Origin of the sequence: Gordonia sp. (in: high G+C Gram-positive bacteria) (assembly GCF_047600565.1) — a bacterium.
Taxonomy (GTDB): domain Bacteria; phylum Actinomycetota; class Actinomycetes; order Mycobacteriales; family Mycobacteriaceae; genus Gordonia.
The window spans coordinates 1,061,947-1,081,738 of sequence record NZ_JASGKN010000001.1 but is presented as its reverse complement, the minus strand read 5'-3'; the positions used below and the strand labels follow the sequence as shown (position 1 = coordinate 1,081,738).

Here is a 19,792-nt window from a genome sequence, read left to right as displayed (position 1 = left end):
CACCCCGACCTTCCGACCCGACGAACAGAGAGAACCCGAGATGGCCTCCAGCCCCGAGCAGAACACCGAATCCGGCGGCACCAACACCGGTGCGCTGTGGGGCGGCCGGTTCGCCGACGGACCCGCCGACGCGATGGCGGCACTGAGCAAATCCACCCACTTCGACTGGGCCCTCGCGCCCTACGACATCGCCGCCTCGAAGGCGCACGCCCGCGTCCTGAACGGCGCCGGCCTGCTGTCGGACGACGATCTGGCGGCCATGCTCGACGGGCTCGACCGGCTGGCCGCAGACGTGACGAGCGGCGCGTTCGCCCCGGCCGACACCGACGAGGACGTGCACGGCGCCCTCGAACGCGGCCTGATCGAACGGGTCGGCCCGGAACTCGGCGGCCGTCTGCGCGCCGGCCGCTCCCGCAACGACCAGGTGGCCACCCTGTTCCGTATGTGGCTCCGGGACGCGCTCCGGCGGGTCGGCTCCGGCGTCCTCGACGTCGCGGAGGCCCTGGTCGCCCAGGCCGCCGCCCACCCGGACGTCGTCATGCCCGGCAAGACCCACCTGCAGGCCGCCCAGCCGGTCCTGCTCGGTCACACCCTGATGGCGCACGCGCAGCCGCTGCTGCGCGACGTCGAGCGGATCCTCGACGCCGACCGGCGCCTGGCCGTCTCGCCCTACGGCTCCGGCGCGCTCGCCGGCTCCTCGCTCGGGCTGGATCCGGCGGCCATCGCCGCGGATCTGGGCTTCGACAGGGCCGCCGACAACTCGATCGACGCCACCAGCTCGCGGGACTTCGCCGCCGAGGCGGCCTTCGTGCTCGCGATGATCGGCGTGGACCTCTCCCGTCTCGGCGAGGACGTGATCCTCTGGAGCACCCCCGAGTACGGCTACGTCACGCTGGCCGACGCCTGGTCCACGGGCAGCTCGATCATGCCGCAGAAGAAGAACCCCGACGTCGCCGAACTGGCCCGCGGCAAGGCCGGGCGTCTCATCGGCAACCTCGCCGGGCTGATGGCGACCCTCAAGGCGCAGCCGCTCGCCTACAACCGTGACCTCCAGGAGGACAAGGAGCCGGTCTTCGACTCGGTCGCACAGCTCGAACTGTTGCTGCCCGCGATGGCGGGGCTGGTCGGGACCCTCGAATTCCACGGCGACCGGATGGCCGAGCTCGCCCCCGAAGGGTTCACCCTCGCCACCGACATCGCCGAATGGCTCGTCCGTCAGGGCGTCCCCTTCCGGGTCGCGCACGAGGTCGCCGGCGCCTGCGTCCGGGAGGCCGAGAGCCGGGGAATCGGTCTCGACGAGCTCGACGACGCGACCCTCGCCTCGATCAACCCGGCACTGACCCCCGAGGTGCGGGACGTGCTGACCGTCGAAGGCTCCATCGCGTCACGCAACGCCCTCGGCGGCACCGCCGGACCCCAGGTGCAGCGTCAGATCGACGTCGCCGGCACCACCGTGGCGCAACTGCGGACCCGACTCGGGGAATGATCGTCACGATGTCCTAGTCTTGTGATGGGCGTCTCAGCGGAGGCGCGCACGGGGAGAGAGGGCCAGGGGTGCCAGGACTGCCGAAGATCGGCGCGGCGTTCGACCGGATCGTCGCGACCGCACAGAACGGACTCGAAGTCATCCGCATGGGCGGCTTCGAAACGGGCACGCAACCGGCGCCGTTCCGGGTGGTCGAGACCGAGAAGATGTACCGGCTGCGCCGGTACTTCCCGGACGATCCGGGAGACGGCTACGCGCACGTCATCCTCATCCCGCCGATGATGGTGTCGGCCAACGTCTACGACGTCACCGAGGACAACGGCGCCGTCTCGATCCTGCACCGCAACGGGATCATCCCGTGGGTCATCGACTTCGGGTCGCCCGACCACGAAGAGGGCGGCATGGAACGCACCCTCACCGACCACATCCTCGCCATCAGCCGAGTCGTCGACTTCGTGCGCAACGTCGTCGGGCGCGACGTCCACCTGGGCGGCTACTCCCAGGGCGGCATGTTCGCCTACCAGGCCGCCGCCTACCGGCGCTCGGAAGGTCTGGCCAGCGTCATCACCTTCGGCAGCCCCGTCGACGTGCTCGGCGCGCTGCCGTTCGGCATCGCCCCGAACCTCGCGGTGCCCGGCGCCGAGATCCTCGCCGACAAGGTGTTCCCGCATCTGTGGATCCCCAGCTGGCTGGCGCGTACCGGATTCCAGATGTTCGATCCGGTGAAGACCGCGCGCAGCCGCATCGACTTCCTGCGCAAACTGCACGACCGCGACGCGCTGCTGCCGCGCGAAGACCAGCGCCGCTTCCTGGAACGCGAAGGCTGGGTCGCCTGGTCCGGGCCGGCTGTCGCCGAACTCCTCAAGCAGTTCGTCGCCCACAACCGCATGGTGTCCGGCGGCTTCGTGATCGACGGCGACGTCGTGTCGCTCGCCGAGATCACCTGCCCGGTCCTGGCCTTCGTCGGCGAGACCGACGACATCGGTCAGCCGCTCGCGGTGCGCGGAATCGTGAAGGCCGCGCCGGACGCCGACGTCTACGAGACGCTGGTCCCGGCGGGCCACTTCGGGCTCGTCGTCGGATCCACCGCCGGCCGGCTGTCGTGGCCGACCACTGCGGCGTGGATCAACTGGCGGGAAGGGGAGGGGGCCCTGCCGGCCGACGTGACGCCCATGGATCAGCCGGAGGGCAGCGGCAGCGGCATCAGCCTCATCAGCCGCCTCACCTACGGTGTCGGACAGGTCGCCGGCGCCGGCACTGCGGTCACCCAGGGGCTGGTGGACGCCGTCGACTCGTTCGGCCGCACCACCCGCGCGGTCGCCGCCGAATCGGTACGCACCGTTCCCCGGCTCTTCCGGCTGGGACAGATCCAACCGTCGACCCGGGTCTCGCTCGGCAAGCTGATGAGCGAGAACCAGCGCCGTCACCCGGACGCCGAACTGTTCCTCTTCGAGAACCGGGTGCTGACGCACGAACAGGTCAACACCCGCATCGACAACGTGGTCGCCGGCCTCATCGAATGCGGTATCCGGCCCGGCGAACACATCGGCGTGATGATGGATCCGCGCCCCAGCGCTCTGGTCGTGATCGCGGCGCTCTCCCGGCTCGGTGCCGTCGCCGTGCTGCTGTCGTCGGCCGCCGATCTGGCCGAGATGATGGCCGTCGCCGAAACACAGGTGATCGTGAGCGATCCGGACCATCTCGACATCGCGGCGTCGGTCAGCGATCGGGTCCTGGTGCTGGGCGGCGGCAGCGGCGACGCGCGTGTCATCGACCGCGCCGACGGCGAGACCATCGTCGACATGGAGCAGATCGACCCTGCCGCGGTGCGGCTGCCGGTCTGGTACCGCCCCGACCCCGGCTTGGCCGGCGACCTCGCGTTCATCCTCTTCACCCGGGTGCAGAACCGGCTCACCCGCTGGTCGGTGACCAACCACCGCTTCGCGATGTCGGCGTTCGGTGCCGCCGCGGCGTCCGGCCTGTCCGAATGGGACACGGTCTATTGCCTGCCGCCCATGCACCACGCCTCCGGTCTGCTGACCACACTCGGAGCCACCGTCGCCGGACGTTCACGCATCGCTCTCAGCAATGGTGTCGACCCGCACCGGTTCAGCGACGAGGTGCGCCGCTACGGCGTCACCGTCGTCTCGTACACGTGGAGCATGCTGCGCGATGTGGTCTACTCACCGGACTTCGACCCGTCACAGCTGAGCACCGTCCGGCTCTTCATGGGTTCGGGTCTGTCCACCGGGTTGTGGCAGGAGATCGAGGAGCGTCTGCCCAAGGCCAAGGTGCTCGAATTCTTCGCGACCGCCGACGGCGCAGCGATCCTCGCCAACATCACCGGCACCAAGATCGGCTCGATGGGCCGGTCGCTGCCGGAGACCAATCCGGTGAAGATCGCCGCGTACGAACCGGATGCCGAACGACTCGAAGTGGATCGTGACTCGGGGCTCGTCCGCGAGGCGGACCCCGGTGAGGCGGGCATGCTGATGACGCACGCCGGCCAGCGTTACGAGTCGTCCGGGCTGGTGCTGCGTGACGTCTTCCGCCCGCACGACCGCTGGGAGGTGTCCGGTCTGCTCTTCAAGAAGGACGCGGACGGCGACCACTGGTTCCTGGGCCCGGCCACCGCTGTGGTGCACAGCGCCGACGGAGTGGTGTATCCCGAACCGATCGTCCAGGCGCTGTCGCTGGTCAACGGTGTCGACCAGGTGGTCGTGTATGGGACGGGAGAGCCGGGTGCGCAGGTGGCCGTCGCGGTTTTGACCCTGCGTGACGGGCACACGTCGTTGACACCGACGCAACTGCGTGTGGGACTCGGCGAGCTGGCCGCCTCTCAGCGTCCGCACCTGATCCACGTGGTCAGTGAGATCCCGGTCAGCGAGTCGTACCGGCCGCAGGCCGGCGCGTTCGCCCGCGCCGGGGTGCCGAAGCCGGGACAGAAGGTCTGGTACCGAGACGATCAGGGCCGCTACCGCCGCTACACCAAGTCGGTCGCCGAGACCGTCCGCTGGGATGCGCCCACCCCGTCGCCGATCGTCCGCCGCCCGGCGGGGGAGTCCGGATCGGCTGTGAACGCCGCCGCCGAGTAGCCTGCACCCATGACTTCACGTGCAGAGCAGATCGACCCGGTCGTCCGCGCTCGTCTCGTCTGTCCGCAGGATCTCGGTGCGCTGATCGACGCCGGAGACGAGTTGTACAACCCGCGTCTCCGTGTCGCCTATCCGATCGATGATCTGGGCATCCCGGACATGCTGATTTCCGACGCCCGCCCGGTCGGCGACGACGAACACCAGCGGATCGTCGCCGCCGGTGGCGAGAAGAAGTGACCGTGGCCGACATCGACATCCTCGACGAACTCACCTGGCGAGGTCTCGTCGGTCAGACGACCGACGAACAAGCGCTGCGCGACGCTCTCGCCGACGGTCCGATATCGCTGTACGCGGGGTTCGATCCGACGGCGTCGAGCCTGCACGCCGGACATCTCGTGCCGCTGCTCACGCTGAAGCGTTTCCAGGAAGCCGGCCATCGCCCGATCGTGCTGGCCGGCGGTGCCACCGGCCTGATCGGTGATCCCCGCGATGTCGGTGAGCGATCGATGAACTCGACCGACACCGTCGCCGACTGGGCCGACAACATCGTCGGTCAGCTCAAGCGCTTCGTGGACATCGGCGACTCCGGAAACGGCGCGGTTCTGGTCAACAACATGGACTGGACCGGGCCACTGTCGGCCATCGACTTCCTCCGGGACCTCGGCAAGCACTTCTCGGTGAACGTCATGCTGGCCCGTGAGACGGTCAAGCGCCGTCTCGAATCGGACGGCATCAGCTACACCGAGTTCAGCTACCTGCTGCTGCAGTCCAACGACTTCCTGCAGCTCTACCGGCGTCTCGGCTGCGTCCTGCAGATCGGCGGTTCCGATCAGTGGGGCAACATCATCGGCGGCGTCGACCTGATCCGGAAGGTGGAAGGCGCCACCGCACATGCGCTGACGGTGCCGCTGGTGACCTCGGCGGACGGCAAGAAGTTCGGCAAGTCGACGGGCGGCGGCAGCCTCTGGCTGGATCCGGCGCTGACGAGCCCGTACGCCTGGTACCAGTACTTCGTGAACACCGCCGACGCCGACGTCGTCAAGTACCTCAAGTGGTTCACCTTCCTGACCCGCGAGGAGATCGCGGAGCTGGAGCAGGCCACGCAGGAGAAGCCGCACCTGCGATCGGCGCAGAAGCGGCTGGCCGCCGAGATGACCACGCTCATCCACGGTGCCGATCAGACGGCCGCCGTCGAACTGGCCAGCCAGGCACTGTTCGGCCGCGCCGAACTCGATGGACTCGACGAATCGACGCTGTCGGCGGCACTGGGGGAGACCGGCGTCGCCGAATATCCGGCCGGCGAGCGTCCCACCGTGGTGGAACTGTTCGTCGATTCGGGCCTCGCACAGGGCAACAAGGCGGCGCGGCGTGCGATCGATGAGGGCGGCGCGTACGTCAACAATCAGAAGGTGACGGACGCCGAATGGCGGCCGTCCGACGATGACCTGCTGCATAACCGCTGGTTGGTGCTCCGAAGGGGCAAGAAGACGTTCGCCGGCGCCCGCATCGGCTGACTGTCCGCGCATCGCCGATTTCGCCTTGACCAGGCGATTTGCGGGCGGAAACCGTTGTGTGTAACTTAGTGCAGGCAGTCAACGAGTGAGGGACTTCGAAAGCCCGGAACCCGATTTGGCCGCCGACCCGCTCCGGTGATAAACTGGAGCAGTTGCCCCGGAAAGGGGCGGCGAACCCTGCTCATTGATGAACGCCGGTTTTTGCTGGTGGTGTTGGTGGGTGTGTGTTTTTTGAGAACTCGATAGTGTGTGATGGATTTTCTTGTGCCGATCGATTGGTTGGTATTGAGGGAGTCTGTCTTTTTGACAAGATGAATTTTTTGCCAGTCAATTTCTATTTTTTTGGATTGTTTATTTTGGTCAGGTCTTTTCTCTGATTGATTTTTGTTGGAGAGTTTGATCCTGGCTCAGGACGAACGCTGGCGGCGTGCTTAACACATGCAAGTCGAACGGAAAGGCCCAGCTTGCTGGGTACTCGAGTGGCGAACGGGTGAGTAACACGTGGGTGATCTGCCTTGCACTCTGGGATAAGCCTGGGAAACTGGGTCTAATACTGGATATGACCACATTCTGCATGGTTTGTGGTGGAAAGCTTTTGCGGTGTGAGATGGGCCCGCGGCCTATCAGCTTGTTGGTGGGGTAATGGCCTACCAAGGCGACGACGGGTAGCCGACCTGAGAGGGTGATCGGCCACACTGGGACTGAGACACGGCCCAGACTCCTACGGGAGGCAGCAGTGGGGAATATTGCACAATGGGCGCAAGCCTGATGCAGCGACGCCGCGTGAGGGATGAGGGCCTTCGGGTTGTAAACCTCTTTCGGCAGGGACGAAGCGCAAGTGACGGTACCTGCAGAAGAAGCACCGGCCAACTACGTGCCAGCAGCCGCGGTAATACGTAGGGTGCGAGCGTTGTCCGGAATTACTGGGCGTAAAGAGCTCGTAGGCGGTTTGTCACGTCGTCTGTGAAATTCTGCAGCTTAACTGCAGGCGTGCAGGCGATACGGGCAGACTTGAGTACTACAGGGGAGACTGGAATTCCTGGTGTAGCGGTGAAATGCGCAGATATCAGGAGGAACACCGGTGGCGAAGGCGGGTCTCTGGGTAGTAACTGACGCTGAGGAGCGAAAGCGTGGGGAGCGAACAGGATTAGATACCCTGGTAGTCCACGCCGTAAACGGTGGGTACTAGGTGTGGGGCTCATTTCACGAGTTCTGTGCCGTAGCTAACGCATTAAGTACCCCGCCTGGGGAGTACGGCCGCAAGGCTAAAACTCAAAGGAATTGACGGGGGCCCGCACAAGCGGCGGAGCATGTGGATTAATTCGATGCAACGCGAAGAACCTTACCTGGGTTTGACATACACCAGACGCAGCTAGAGATAGTTGTTCCCTTGTGGTTGGTGTACAGGTGGTGCATGGCTGTCGTCAGCTCGTGTCGTGAGATGTTGGGTTAAGTCCCGCAACGAGCGCAACCCTTGTCCTGTATTGCCAGCGGGTTATGCCGGGGACTTGCAGGAGACTGCCGGGGTCAACTCGGAGGAAGGTGGGGATGACGTCAAGTCATCATGCCCCTTATGTCCAGGGCTTCACACATGCTACAATGGCGCGTACAGAGGGCTGCAAGACCGCAAGGTTGAGCGAATCCCTTAAAGCGTGTCTCAGTTCGGATTGGGGTCTGCAACTCGACCCCATGAAGTCGGAGTCGCTAGTAATCGCAGATCAGCAACGCTGCGGTGAATACGTTCCCGGGCCTTGTACACACCGCCCGTCACGTCATGAAAGTCGGTAACACCCGAAGCCGGTGGCCTAACCCTTGTGGAGGGAGCCGTCGAAGGTGGGATCGGCGATTGGGACGAAGTCGTAACAAGGTAGCCGTACCGGAAGGTGCGGCTGGATCACCTCCTTTCTAAGGAGCAAACAACACTCCCATTACGTAGGCGATTGTTCTGCGGTGGGTGTTTGTTCATGGGTGAAATGCAAGGAAGCCATCAATGATCTCGGTCGCCTGTGTGCGGCTGGGTGGGTGGATGAGTGATCGGTGACGGTCCTCAACGAAGTCACACACTATCGGGGTTCTGAGAAAACAGGCCTGCAGCCGGCACCGGTGACGGTGTCGGTTGTGGTGGGTTTTCTTAACGCTCACTGCTTTCCGCTCCTGGTTTGGGGGTGCAGGGTGTGGTGGGTGTGTGTTGTTTGAGAAGTGCATAGTGGATGCGCAGCATCTTGGTATCGATCCCTTTTTTGGGGGGTTGGTGCTGTTTTGATGTTTGTACTGCAATATTAGTGTTTCTGCGAAACATAACGATTTGTTGTATCCACATTCGGATCCCGGTCACCGGTTGGTGGTGGGGGTGTGTTTGTGGGTGTTGTTGTAAGTGTTTAAGGGCGTTCGGTGGATGCCTTGGTACCAGGAGCCGATGAAGGACGTGGTAGGCCGCGATAGTCCTCGGGGAGTTGTCAAACGAGCTGTGATCCGAGGGTGTCCGAATGGGGAAACCCAGCACCAGTGATGTGGTGTTACCGCCCGGTGAATGTATAGCCGGTGCGGGGGGAACGAGGGGAAGTGAAACATCTCAGTACCCTCAGGAAGAGAAAACAATAGTGATTCTGTGAGTAGTGGCGAGCGAAAGCGGATGAGGCTAAACCATGCGCATGTGATACCCGGCAGGGGTTGTGTGTGTGGGGTTGTGGGGTCGTCTTATTACTGTCTGCCGGCGGTAGTGACCAGTAAGAAAACATGATGTTAGGTGAAGTGGCCTGGAATGGTCTGCCGTAGACGGTGAGAGTCCGGTAACCGAAAATGTTGTGTCTGGTTGGACGTGTCCCCGAGTAGCAGCGGGCTCGTGGAATCTGCTGTGAATCTGCCGGGACCACCCGGTAAGCCTAAATACTTCCTGGTGACCGATAGCGGACAAGTACCGTGAGGGAAAGGTGAAAAGTACCCCGGGAGGGGAGTGAAATAGTACCTGAAACCGAGCGCTTACAATCCGTCAGAGCCTGTGCATCCTTGTGGTGGCGGGTGATGGCGTGCCTTTTGAAGAATGAGCCTGCGAGTTAGTGCTCAGTGGCGAGGTTAACCCGTGTGGGGTAGCCGTAGCGAAAGCGAGTCTGAATAGGGCGTTTTTAGTCGCTGGGTCTAGACCCGAAGCGGAGTGATCTACCCATGGCCAGGGTGAAGCCGCAGTAAGATGCGGTGGAGGCCCGAACCCACTTCAGTTGAAAATGGAGGGGATGAGCTGTGGGTAGGGGTGAAAGGCCAATCAAACTCCGTGATAGCTGGTTCTCCCCGAAATGCATTTAGGTGCAGCGTTGTGTGTTTCTTACCGGAGGTAGAGCTACTGGATGGCCGATGGGCCCTACTAGGTTACTGACGTCAGCCAAACTCCGAATGCCGGTAAGTGAGAGCGCAGCAGTGAGACTGCGGGGGATAAGCTTCGTAGTCGAGAGGGAAACAGCCCAGATCGCCGGCTAAGGCCCCTAAGCGTGTACTAAGTGGAAAAGGATGTGGGATTGCTTAGACAACCAGGAGGTTGGCTTAGAAGCAGCCACCCTTGAAAGAGTGCGTAATAGCTCACTGGTCAAGTGGTCCTGCGCCGACAATGTAGCGGGGCTCAAGTACACCGCCGAAGCCGCGGCACTCACACATTGACATCCATGCCTGCCTACGGGCGGGTGTGTAGTGGTGTGGGTGGGTAGGGGAGCGTCCTGCACCCATGGAAGCAGTCGCGTGAGCGGCTGTGGAGGGTGTGGGAGTGAGAATGCAGGCATGAGTAGCGAAAGACAAGTGAGAAACTTGTCCTCCGAATGACCAAGGGTTCCTGGGCCAGGTTAATCCGCCCAGGGTGAGTCGGGACCTAAGGCGAGGCCGACAGGCGTAGTCGATGGACAACGGGTTGATATTCCCGTACCCGTGTATCCGCGCCCAATGGCGAATCAGTTGTACTAACCACCCAAAAGCGACCTTTTACACCTTCGGGTGTGCCTGGTTGTGGCTGCGTGGGACCTCGGCTGTAGTAGTCAAGCGATGGGGTGACGCAGGAAGGTAGCCGTGCCAGGCGATGGTTGTCCTGGTGTAAGCCGGTAGGGCGGAACATAGGTAAATCCGTGTTCCATACAAGCCTGAGAGGTGACGCGTAGCCGTTGTGGCGAAGTCGGTGATCCTATGCTGCCAAGAAAAGCCTCTAGTGAGTTGATGCACGGCCCGTACCCCAAACCGACACAGGTGGTCAGGTAGAGAATACTAAGGAGATCGAGAGAACTGTGGTTAAGGAACTCGGCAAATTGCCCCCGTAACTTCGGGAGAAGGGGGACCACAACCGGTGACCAGATTTACTCTGTGAGCTGGGGGTGGTCGCAGAGACCAGAGAGAAGCGACTGTTTACTAAAAACACAGGTCCGTGCGAAGTCGTAAGACGATGTATACGGACTGACGCCTGCCCGGTGCTGGAAGGTTAAGAGGACCGGTTAACCACTTCGGTGGTGAAGCTGAGAATTTAAGCCCCAGTAAACGGCGGTGGTAACTATAACCATCCTAAGGTAGCGAAATTCCTTGTCGGGTAAGTTCCGACCTGCACGAATGGCGTAACGACTTCTCTGCTGTCTCAACCACAGACTCGGCGAAATTGCAGTACGAGTAAAGATGCTCGTTACGCGCGGCAGGACGAAAAGACCCCGGGACCTTCACTATAGCTTGGTATTGGTGTTCGGTACGGTTTGTGTAGGATAGGTGGGAGACTATGAAGCCGGCACGCCAGTGTCGGTGGAGTCATTGTTGAAATACCACTCTGATCGTATTGGGCTTCTAACCTCGGACCCTGATCGGGTTCAGGGACAGTGCCTGGTGGGTAGTTTAACTGGGGCGGTTGCCTCCCAAAATGTAACGGAGGCGCCCAAAGGTTCCCTCAGCCTGGATGGCAATCAGGTGTTGAGTGTAAGTGCACAAGGGAGCTTGACTGTGAGACGTACATGTCGAGCAGGGACGAAAGTCGGGACTAGTGATCCGGCACCGGCAAGTGGAAGCGGTGTCGCTCAACGGATAAAAGGTACCCCGGGGATAACAGGCTGATCTTCCCCAAGAGTCCATATCGACGGGATGGTTTGGCACCTCGATGTCGGCTCGTCGCATCCTGGGGCTGGAGTAGGTCCCAAGGGTTGGGCTGTTCGCCCATTAAAGCGGCACGCGAGCTGGGTTTAGAACGTCGTGAGACAGTTCGGTCTCTATCCGCCGCGCGCGTCTAGAAACTTGAGGAAACCTGTCCCTAGTACGAGAGGACCGGGACGGACGAACCTCTGGTGTGCCAGTTGTTCCGCCAGGAGCACCGCTGGTTAGCTACGTTCGGAAGGGATAACCGCTGAAAGCATCTAAGCGGGAAGCCTGTTCCAAGATGAGGTTTCTCACCACCACGAGTGGGTAAGGCCCCCCACAGACCATGGGGTTGATAGGCCAGAACTGTAAGCACAGCAATGTGTTCAGGTGACTGGTACTAATCGGCCGAGGACTTACCAACAACACCCAAACACCAAACAATGCACGCATCCACTATGCACCTCTGAAACAACACACAACACAACCAACACGTGTTGTGACAGTTTCATAAAGTTACGGCGGCCATAGCGAAGGGGAAACGCCCGGCCCCATTCCGAACCCGGAAGCTAAGCCCTTCAGCGCCGATGGTACTGCACCCTAATCAGTGTGGGAGAGTAGGACACCGCCGAACACAACGTTAAGAAAAGACCCCCGGACCAGTCGGTTCGGGGGTCTTTTCGTCTTTCCGGCATCGGCCGAATAGATTGGAAACATGAGCAAGCGCGGTCCCCAGAACGGCAGCGGCGACGAGTCGTCACCGCAGATCCCGGACGATGTCAGAGCCGGCGATCTGGACCCGGACGTGCGCCGTGAACTGCAGAGCCTGGACAAGCAGACCGCTGACCGCGTGGCGCGTCACCTCGTGGTCGCCGGCGACGTGCTCGCCGACGACCCGGAACTGGCACTCGAGCACGCCCGTGCGGCACGGGCCCGCGCCGCACGGGTCGGTGTGGTCCGGGAGACGAACGGGATCGCCGCCTACTACGCGGGCGAATGGCAGGAGGCCATCAGCGAGCTGCGCGCGGCACGCCGTATCTCCGGAGAGGGCGGCGCCCTACTGCCGCTGATCGCCGACAGCGAGCGCGGGCTCGGCCGCCCGGAACGGGCCATCGAGATCGCCGACGGTGACGAAGGACGGGCGCTGCACGGCGACGACGCCGTCGAACTCGCGATCGTCGCCTCCGGCGCCCACATCGACCTCGGGGAGCCGGAAGCCGCCGTCGATCGCCTCGGGCGGCAAGACCTGCGTGTCGGTCGCACGGGCACCGAGGCGGCACGCCTTTTCAGTGCCTACGCCGGCGCACTCCTCGCCGCAGGCCGTCGCGCCGACGCACTCACCTGGTATCAGAACGCGGCGGCCGCCGACGTCGACGATGTGACCGACGCGGAGTACATGGTCCAGGACCTGCTCGCGGAGACCGACGGGGCGACGACCACGGTCCCCGAACCGGTGACGGCGTCGACCGAGCCGGCCGGCGCCGACCTGCTGTCCGGCTACGACGCCCTGCTGCTCGACCTGGACGGCACCCTCTTCGAAGGCGCCAGCGCACTGCCCGGAGCGATCGACCTCGTGACCGGTGCCGGGGAGCGAGCCTACTTCGTGACCAACAACGCCAGTCGATCGCCCGCGGAAGTCGCCGCGCATCTCACCGAACTCGGCTTCACCGCCACCGATACGCAGGTGATCACCAGCGCCCAAGTCGGCGCCGAACTGCTCGCCCAGCGCATCCCGTCCGGCGCGAAGGTGCTGGTCGTCGGTGCGCAAGCACTCCGGGACGAGGTGACGGCCGCCGGGCTGAGCGTCGTGGACTCGGCCGACGACCGGCCGGCGGCGGTCATCCAGGGACATTCGCCCGCCACGGGCTGGGCGCAGCTGTCCGAGGCGGCGTTGGCGATCCGCGCCGGCGCCCTGTGGGTCGCCACCAACACCGACACGACCCTGCCGTCCGAGCGTGGATTGCTGGTCGGCAACGGTTCGATGGTCGCCGCGGTAGCCACCGCGACCGCGTCCGAACCGGTCGTCGCCGGTAAACCGGCGGCGCCGATCATGCGCGAGGCGCTCTCCCGGTCCGGAAGCAGCCGGCCGCTGATGATCGGAGACCGCCTCGACACCGACATCGCCGGCGCCGACACGGTGGGCATCGAGAGTCTGCTGGTGCTGACGGGCGTCACCACACCCCGGACCCTGCTCGCGGCCGGGCCCGCCGAGCGCCCGACGTACATCGTCGGGGGACTCGACGACCTCTCCCGGCCCGCCGACGTCCTCCGTGTCGCTTCTCAACCGCGCTGGCAGGTGACCGTCAACGACAACCGGGTGAGCGTGGAGCCCAAAGGCGCACCGCAAACCGAGTCGCTGCTGCCGGCCCTGGCGCACGCTGTGTGGACCGCGGACGTCGGTGGCCTCGACCTGCGGATCGGTTCACCGGACCCGGCCACCGTCGGACTGCTCGACGCTCTCGGCCTGAGCCCACGCCCGTGAGCGTGCCCTGCGATAGCCTTGACGCGTCATGACAGGTCCAGAATCCACGCCGCCACCCCCGTCGCCGGCCGCCGCCGCAGCGCAGGCGGCCCGTGCTGCGGACGGACCCGGCGATCCCGCCGACCATCCGGTCCTCGCCCAGGTCCGCGCTCTGCTCGACGAGGCCGCCCAGATCCGGCAGGCCACCGACGGCGAGTTCGATCTCGACGCGCTCTCCCGCCAATCGGAGCTGCTGACCGCCGCCCATGACGCGCTCGCCGCGGCGCTCGAGGATGCCGGACGTGGCTGACCGCGGAGAGCACTGACATGGCACCCCGAGCCCGGCTGGACGCCGAACTGGTCCGGCGGGGTCTGGCCCGCTCGCGCGAACAGGCCCGCGATCTGATCGACGCCGGAAACGTCAAGGTCAACGGGACCGTCGCCACCAAACCGGCTACCAACGTCGCCAAAGACACCCCGATCGTCGTCACCGAGGCCGACACCGACGACTGGGCGTCGCGGGGCGCCCACAAGCTGATCGGCGCGCTCGACGCGTTCTGTCCGCGCGGACTGCTCGTCGACGGTCGCCGCTGTCTGGACGCCGGCGCCTCGACCGGCGGCTTCACCGATGTCCTGCTGCGCCGCGGTGCGCGGGAGGTGGAGGCCGTCGACGTCGGCTACGGGCAGCTCGTCTGGAAGCTGCAGACCGACGATCGCGTACGCGTGCACGACCGCACCAACGTGCGGCATCTGACCGCGGACCAGATCGGGGGACCGGTCGACCTGATCGTCGCCGACCTCTCCTTCATCTCCCTGTCGTTGGTGCTGCCGGCCCTGGCCGCCTGCCTGGCGCCCGGCGGGGACGCCGTACCGATGGTCAAACCGCAGTTCGAGGTGGGCAAGGACCGTGTCGGATCCGGCGGCGTGGTCCGCGATCCGGCCTTGCGTGCCGAGGCCGTCGCCGAGGTGGCACGGGCCGCGCAGGCGCTGGGTCTGGCGACGCTCGGCGTCGAAGCCAGTCCACTGCCGGGACCGTCCGGCAACGTCGAGTACTTCCTGTGGCTCCACAAGCCGGCCCCACACGAGGGAGAGTCGGAACCGGAAACGTCGGTGCCGGGCGATACGGTGGGCATGATCGACGACGCTGTGGCCCGAGGTCCCCAGTGATGTCTTTCTAGTGACGATTTTTCTAGTGACGATTTTCCAGTGACGATGAAGAGCGGAGGCGACATGGGTGAACGTGTCTTCCTCGTCGTGGCGCATACCGGCCGCGACGAGGTCACCGAGACGCTCCTGTCCGTCGGCCGGCGCTGCGCCCAGGAGGGCATCACGTTGCGGGTGCTCGACCACGACACGCGGCTGCCGTCGCAGACGTCCGAGCAGCAGTGGCATCCGATCGACCCCGACGGCCTGCGTGCCACCGGAGCGACCGTCGAGTTGGTCGAGGTCTCCGACGCCCCCGCACGCGGATGCGAGCTGGTCCTGGTCCTCGGCGGCGACGGCACCTTTCTGCGGGCCGCCGAACTGGCCTATCCGGAAGAGGTTCCGCTCCTCGGCGTGAACCTCGGTCATGTCGGCTTCCTCGCGGAAGCCGAGGCGCACGCCATCGACGACGTTCTGGATCGCCTGGTGGCCGGCGACTACCGGGTCGAGGACCGCATGGTGCTGGATGTGACCGTCCACCAGGGCGGGAAGCAGGTCGCCCACAGCTGGGCGCTGAACGAGGTGGCCGTCCAGAACAAGTCGCACAACGGCGTGCTGGAGGTCGTGACCGAGGTCGACGGCCGGCCGGTGTCGGCGTTCGGCGCCGACGGCATCCTGATCGCCACCCCGACCGGATCGACCGCGTACGCATTCTCCGCCGGCGGCCCGGTCATGTGGCCGGACCTGGAGGCGATCCTCATCGTCCCGAGCAACGCGCACGCGCTGTTCGCGCGGCCGATGGTGACGAGCCCGCGGTCGCGGATCGCGGTGGAGATCGATTCGACCGGCCGCCCCGCGGTCGCACTCTGCGACGGACGGCGCATCCTGGACGTCCCGGTGGGCGCCCGGATCGAGGCGGTGCGCGCCGCCACCTCGCTCAAGTGGATCCGGATCGACTCCGATCCGTTCACCGACCGCCTGGTCACCAAGTTCTCGCTGCCCGTCACCGGGTGGCGCGGAAGGAGCTGAGCGGCCAGTGCTCGAAGAGCTGTCGATCAGCGGACTGGGCGTCGTGGAGTCCGCGTCCGCGGAGTTCGGTCCCGGTTTCACGGTGCTGACCGGTGAGACCGGTGCCGGCAAGACCATGATCGTGACCAGCCTGCGGCTGCTGTCCGGTGCCCGCGCCGACGCGGCCCGGGTGCGTACCGGCGACGACCGGGCGATCGTCGAGGGCCGGTTCCGGCTGCCTCCCGCCGGCCGACGCCCGGCCGAGATCGATGACGTCCTGGAGGCGACGGGCGCGCAGGTCGACGACGACGATTCACTCATCGCGGTCCGCACGGTCGGCGCGGACGGGCGGTCGCGTGCGCATCTCGGCGGCCGATCGGTGCCGGTCGGCGCACTGTCTCAGGTGACCGGGGAACTGCTCGCCATCCACGGCCAGAACGATCAGCTGCGGTTGATCCGTCCCGATCAGCAGCGTGACGCGCTCGACCGGTTCGCCGGCCCGGAGGCGGCGGCGCTTCTCGACGACTACCGCGCGGCACGCACGGAGTGGACGGCGACGCTCGACGAACTCGATCGCCGTCGTGCCGACTCCCGGGAACTGGCCCAGGAGGCGGACCGGCTGCGGTTCGGTCTCGAGGAGATCGACGCCACCGACCCGAAACCGGGGGAGGACACCGAACTCGTCTCGACGGTGCGGCGCCTGACCGACCTCGAGGACATCCGGGCGGCGGCGGCCGGTGCCCGCCGCGTCGTGTCCGGCGGCGACGGCGGCGACGGCAGTGTGGTGGAGGGTCTCGGCACCGTTCGCTCGCTGCTCGAGTCGGCCAACGACGACGCGCTCCGGGCGTTGGCGCCGCGGGTCGCCGAGGCGCTGATGGTCGTGACCGACCTCGGTGATGAACTCTCCGGTTTCCTCGCCGGACTGCCCAGTGACGCCCAGGACCTCGACGCGATCCTCAGCAGGCAGGCGGAGCTGAAGCTGCTCACCCGCAAGTACGCCGCCGATGTGGACGGCGTCCTGGCCTGGCGGGAGGAGGCGCAGCGGCGTCTCGCCGAGATTGAGGATCCGGCGTCGTCGATCGACGAGCTCGCGGCGCGCGCCGGCGAACAGCGCAGCCGAGTGGAGGAGATCGCCGGACGGCTGCATGCGCTGCGCGTCTCGGCTGCGGCCGCACTCGGAGAGAAGGTGTCCGCCGAACTCGCCGGTCTGGCGATGGGCGGCAGTGAGCTGGCGGTCGCGGTGGAGCTGGCCCCGGTCGACGACGAGAGGCTCGCGATCACGGTCGGCGGCGTGTCCGCGCAGGCCGGGCCGGCCGGTGCCGACCGCGTCGAGTTCGGGCTGGTCGCCCATCAGGGCGCGCAAGCGCTGCCGATCGCGAAGTCGGCGTCGGGCGGCGAACTCTCGCGCGTGATGCTGGCGCTCGAAGTGGTGCTCGCCGAACCGGACGCCGGTGGCGTGATGGTCTTCGACGAAGTCGACGCCGGGGTCGGCGGTGGTGCGGCGGTGCAGATCGGTGCGCGTCTGGCCCGGCTCGCCCGGCGTCACCAGGTGATCGTCGTGACGCACCTGCCGCAGGTCGCCGCGTTCGCCGACTCGCATCTGGTGATCGGCAAGTCCGGCGGTGGTGCACAGGGGGCGCAGACGTCGACGCTGACGACCCTGGACCGGCCGCAGCGTGTCGCCGAACTGGCTCGCATGCTGGCCGGGCTCGGGGACTCCGACACCGGCCGTGCTCATGCCGAGGAGCTCCTGCAGACCGCGGAGGCGGCGCGGGACTGAAGTTTCTTATGTGACAAAAGTTGCCATTGTTACGGCGCGCCTCCGTGATTCCCCGCCGCGGTCGGCCCAGGATCAAGGCCATGAGGATGCCTGCCCTGCTCTCGCGCCGTACCGAAGGCCTTCCCGGTGTCACCGGGATCGCGAAGGCCGACAAGAACACCAAACGTCTACTCGACCGCGTCGGCCCCGGCGACATCGTGATCCTCGACGAGACCGACCTCGACCGGCTCACCGGTGACGCGCTCGTCGAAGCCGAGGTGGCCGCAGTGGTCAACGCGTCACCGTCGATCACCGGCCGCTATGCGAACCTCGGTCCGGAAGTGCTCGCCGTGGCCAACATCCCGCTGCTCGACGCCGTGGGTCCCGAAGTCTTCGCCCGGGTCAAGGACGGTGCTCGCGTCCGCCTCGACGACGGCCGCCTGTACATCGGCGACCGCGTCGTCGCCCGCGGCACCGAACTCGACGAGGAGGCGGTCGCCGAACGGATGCTCGACGCGAAGGCCGGCCTGGTCGACCACATCGAGGCGTTCTCCGGCAACACCATCGAGTTCATCCGCAGCGAGTCGCCGCTGCTCATCGACGGCGTCGGCATCCCCGACCTGCATGTGAACCTTGAGGGCCGGCACGTGGTGATCGTGGGCGACGGCTCGGACCGCACCATCGACCTGAAGTCGATCAAGCCGTTCATCAAGGAGTACCAGCCGGTGATGATCGGTGTCGGTGTCGGCGCCGACACCCTGATGAAGTCCGGTTACCGTCCGGCGGTGATCGTCGGCGACCCCGACGAGATCAAGACCGACACGCTTAAGAGCGGTGCCGAAGTGGTGCTGCCGGCCGACCCGGACGGGCACGCCGCCGGACTGGCCCGCATCCAGGACCTCGGCATCGGCGCGACCACCTTCCCAGCGGTCGGTTCGGCCGGTGACCTCGCCCTGCTGCTCGCCGAACACCACGGCGCCGAAATGATCGTCACCGCCGGGCTCGGCGGCTCGCTCAACGACTTCTTCGACCGATCGCGACGCGATCAGATCCCGTCGATGTTCCTGACCCGACTGAAGGTCGGGCCCAAGCTCGTCGACGCCAAAGCGGTCTCGACGCTGTACCGCAGCCGGGTCAGCGGTGCGGTGATCGCCATGCTGCTGCTCGCCGCCCTCGTGGTGGTGGTCGCCGCCTTCGCGATGACCAGCGTCGGCGCCGATGCCGGCGAGTGGATCGCGCAGCAGTGGGATCACCTGACCGCCTGGATCTCGGGACTGTTCGGGCACGGTCGATGATCTCCATGCGCCAGCACGCGGTCTCCCTGATCGCGGTGTTCCTGGCTCTCGCACTGGGCCTGTTTCTCGGCTCCGGCTTCATCGGCGACCGCCTGAACTCGCTGACCGGCACCGATCGGGACCGCTACGGCAAGCTTCAGGACGAACGCGAGGACCTCAGTCGCCAGGTGAACGTGGACAACGGCTTCATCACCGCGCTGCAGCCGAAACTGGTCGGGGGCGTCCTCGACAAGCGGGGTGTGCTGCTGGTGTCGGCTCCGGATGCGGCCGACGCCGACATTCAGGAGATCCGTGGACTCATCAACGACGCGGGCGGCTCCCTGGCCGGGCAGATCGGGCTGACCACCGACCTGGTCCGCGACCAGAACGGGGCGAAGCTCGGGTCGATCATCGACCAGTCCATCCCGGCCGGACAGCAACTGCGCGTCGACTACACCGACTCGGGGTCGCGGCTCGGCGACCTGCTGGGCGTGACCCTGCTCAACCGCGACGGCGGTAAGCCGGTGGCCGACGCCGACCGGAACAATGCGCTCCAGGCTCTCCGTGAGGGCGGCTTCATCACCTACACCGACGGCGTCAAGCCGGCCTCCCTGGTGATCGTGGTGACCGGTGGCGCTCAGCCCTCGGATGCGGGCGCGCAGGGCCAGCTGGTCGGACGGCTCGCCGTGTCCCTCGCCAGCCGGGGCCAGGGCGGAGTGCTCGCCGGACGCGCCGGCTCGGACGGCGGCGGCGCCGCTGTGGCGCTGGTGCGTTCGGATCCGTCGATGGGCAAGGAGATCGCGACCGTCGACGACGTCGACGCGCAGGTCGGCCGGATCACCACGATCCTGGCGCTCGGTGACGCGGCCGCCGGCCGGACCGGTGCCTACGGCACCGGCCAGGGTGCGTCGGCGATCACTGTCGGGGGCGGAAAGAACTGACATCACGTCAGGCGGCACGCTCGGCGCGT

At 65.7% G+C, this 19,792-nt stretch carries 11 protein-coding genes and 3 rRNA genes; all 14 read left to right on the top strand.

All coding sequences use genetic code 11. From position 1 onward, the window contains the following. The first annotated feature begins 40 nt into the window (after positions 1 to 40). The 14 genes from argH (at position 41) to QM774_RS05150 (ending at position 19,763) form a co-directional block, all read left to right on the top strand. Complete coding sequence (gene argH, locus QM774_RS05215) at positions 41 to 1,486, top strand: argininosuccinate lyase (protein ID WP_414974866.1); 1,446 nt, start codon at positions 41 to 43, stop codon at positions 1,484 to 1,486. A 68-nt stretch (positions 1,487 to 1,554) separates the two neighbouring features. Beyond that, entirely contained in the window at positions 1,555 to 4,581 is a 3,027-nt protein-coding gene (locus QM774_RS05210) for an AMP-binding protein (RefSeq protein ID WP_414974865.1), read from the top strand. A 9-nt stretch (positions 4,582 to 4,590) separates the two neighbouring features. Then, positions 4,591 to 4,818, top strand: coding sequence for a Trm112 family protein (locus QM774_RS05205; protein WP_414974864.1), 228 nt, complete (start codon positions 4,591 to 4,593; stop codon positions 4,816 to 4,818). Between the two features lie 2 nt (positions 4,819 to 4,820). Beyond that, positions 4,821 to 6,095, top strand: coding sequence for a tyrosine--tRNA ligase (tyrS, locus tag QM774_RS05200; protein ID WP_414974863.1), 1,275 nt, complete (start codon positions 4,821 to 4,823; stop codon positions 6,093 to 6,095). A 384-nt stretch (positions 6,096 to 6,479) separates the two neighbouring features. Continuing rightward, positions 6,480 to 8,000: ribosomal RNA gene (locus tag QM774_RS05195) — 16S ribosomal RNA — on the top strand. Between the two features lie 463 nt (positions 8,001 to 8,463). Then, positions 8,464 to 11,601 (top strand): 23S ribosomal RNA (locus QM774_RS05190). 93 nt (positions 11,602 to 11,694) lie between these two features. Continuing rightward, positions 11,695 to 11,811: ribosomal RNA gene (rrf, locus tag QM774_RS05185) — 5S ribosomal RNA — on the top strand. The 16S, 23S and 5S rRNA genes sit together here, the layout of an rRNA operon. Before the next feature lie 81 nt (positions 11,812 to 11,892). Beyond that, on the top strand, positions 11,893 to 13,659 hold the full coding sequence (locus tag QM774_RS05180) for an HAD-IIA family hydrolase (protein ID WP_414974862.1): 1,767 nt from the start codon (positions 11,893 to 11,895) through the stop codon (positions 13,657 to 13,659). 28 nt (positions 13,660 to 13,687) lie between these two features. Continuing rightward, the gene (locus tag QM774_RS05175; protein ID WP_414974861.1) at positions 13,688 to 13,948 is read left to right on the top strand and encodes a hypothetical protein; all 261 of its coding nucleotides are present in this window, start codon (positions 13,688 to 13,690) and stop codon (positions 13,946 to 13,948) included. A gap of 17 nt (positions 13,949 to 13,965) precedes the next feature. Next, complete coding sequence (locus QM774_RS05170; RefSeq protein ID WP_414974860.1) at positions 13,966 to 14,805, top strand: TlyA family RNA methyltransferase; 840 nt, start codon at positions 13,966 to 13,968, stop codon at positions 14,803 to 14,805. A gap of 63 nt (positions 14,806 to 14,868) precedes the next feature. Further along, on the top strand, positions 14,869 to 15,810 hold the full coding sequence (locus tag QM774_RS05165; RefSeq protein ID WP_414974859.1) for an NAD kinase: 942 nt from the start codon (positions 14,869 to 14,871) through the stop codon (positions 15,808 to 15,810). Positions 15,811 to 15,817: 7 nt separating this feature from the next. Next, positions 15,818 to 17,569: a DNA repair protein RecN gene (recN, locus tag QM774_RS05160; RefSeq protein ID WP_414974858.1), complete on the top strand. Its 1,752-nt coding sequence runs from the start codon at positions 15,818 to 15,820 to the stop codon at positions 17,567 to 17,569. A gap of 86 nt (positions 17,570 to 17,655) precedes the next feature. After that, positions 17,656 to 18,843, top strand: a complete 1,188-nt coding sequence (gene steA, locus QM774_RS05155) for a putative cytokinetic ring protein SteA (RefSeq protein WP_414976596.1) — start codon at positions 17,656 to 17,658, stop codon at positions 18,841 to 18,843. Next, entirely contained in the window at positions 18,840 to 19,763 is a 924-nt protein-coding gene (locus QM774_RS05150; RefSeq protein ID WP_414974857.1) for a copper transporter, read from the top strand. Before steA ends, QM774_RS05150 begins: the two co-directional genes overlap by 4 nt. Positions 19,764 to 19,792: the final 29 nt, after the last annotated feature.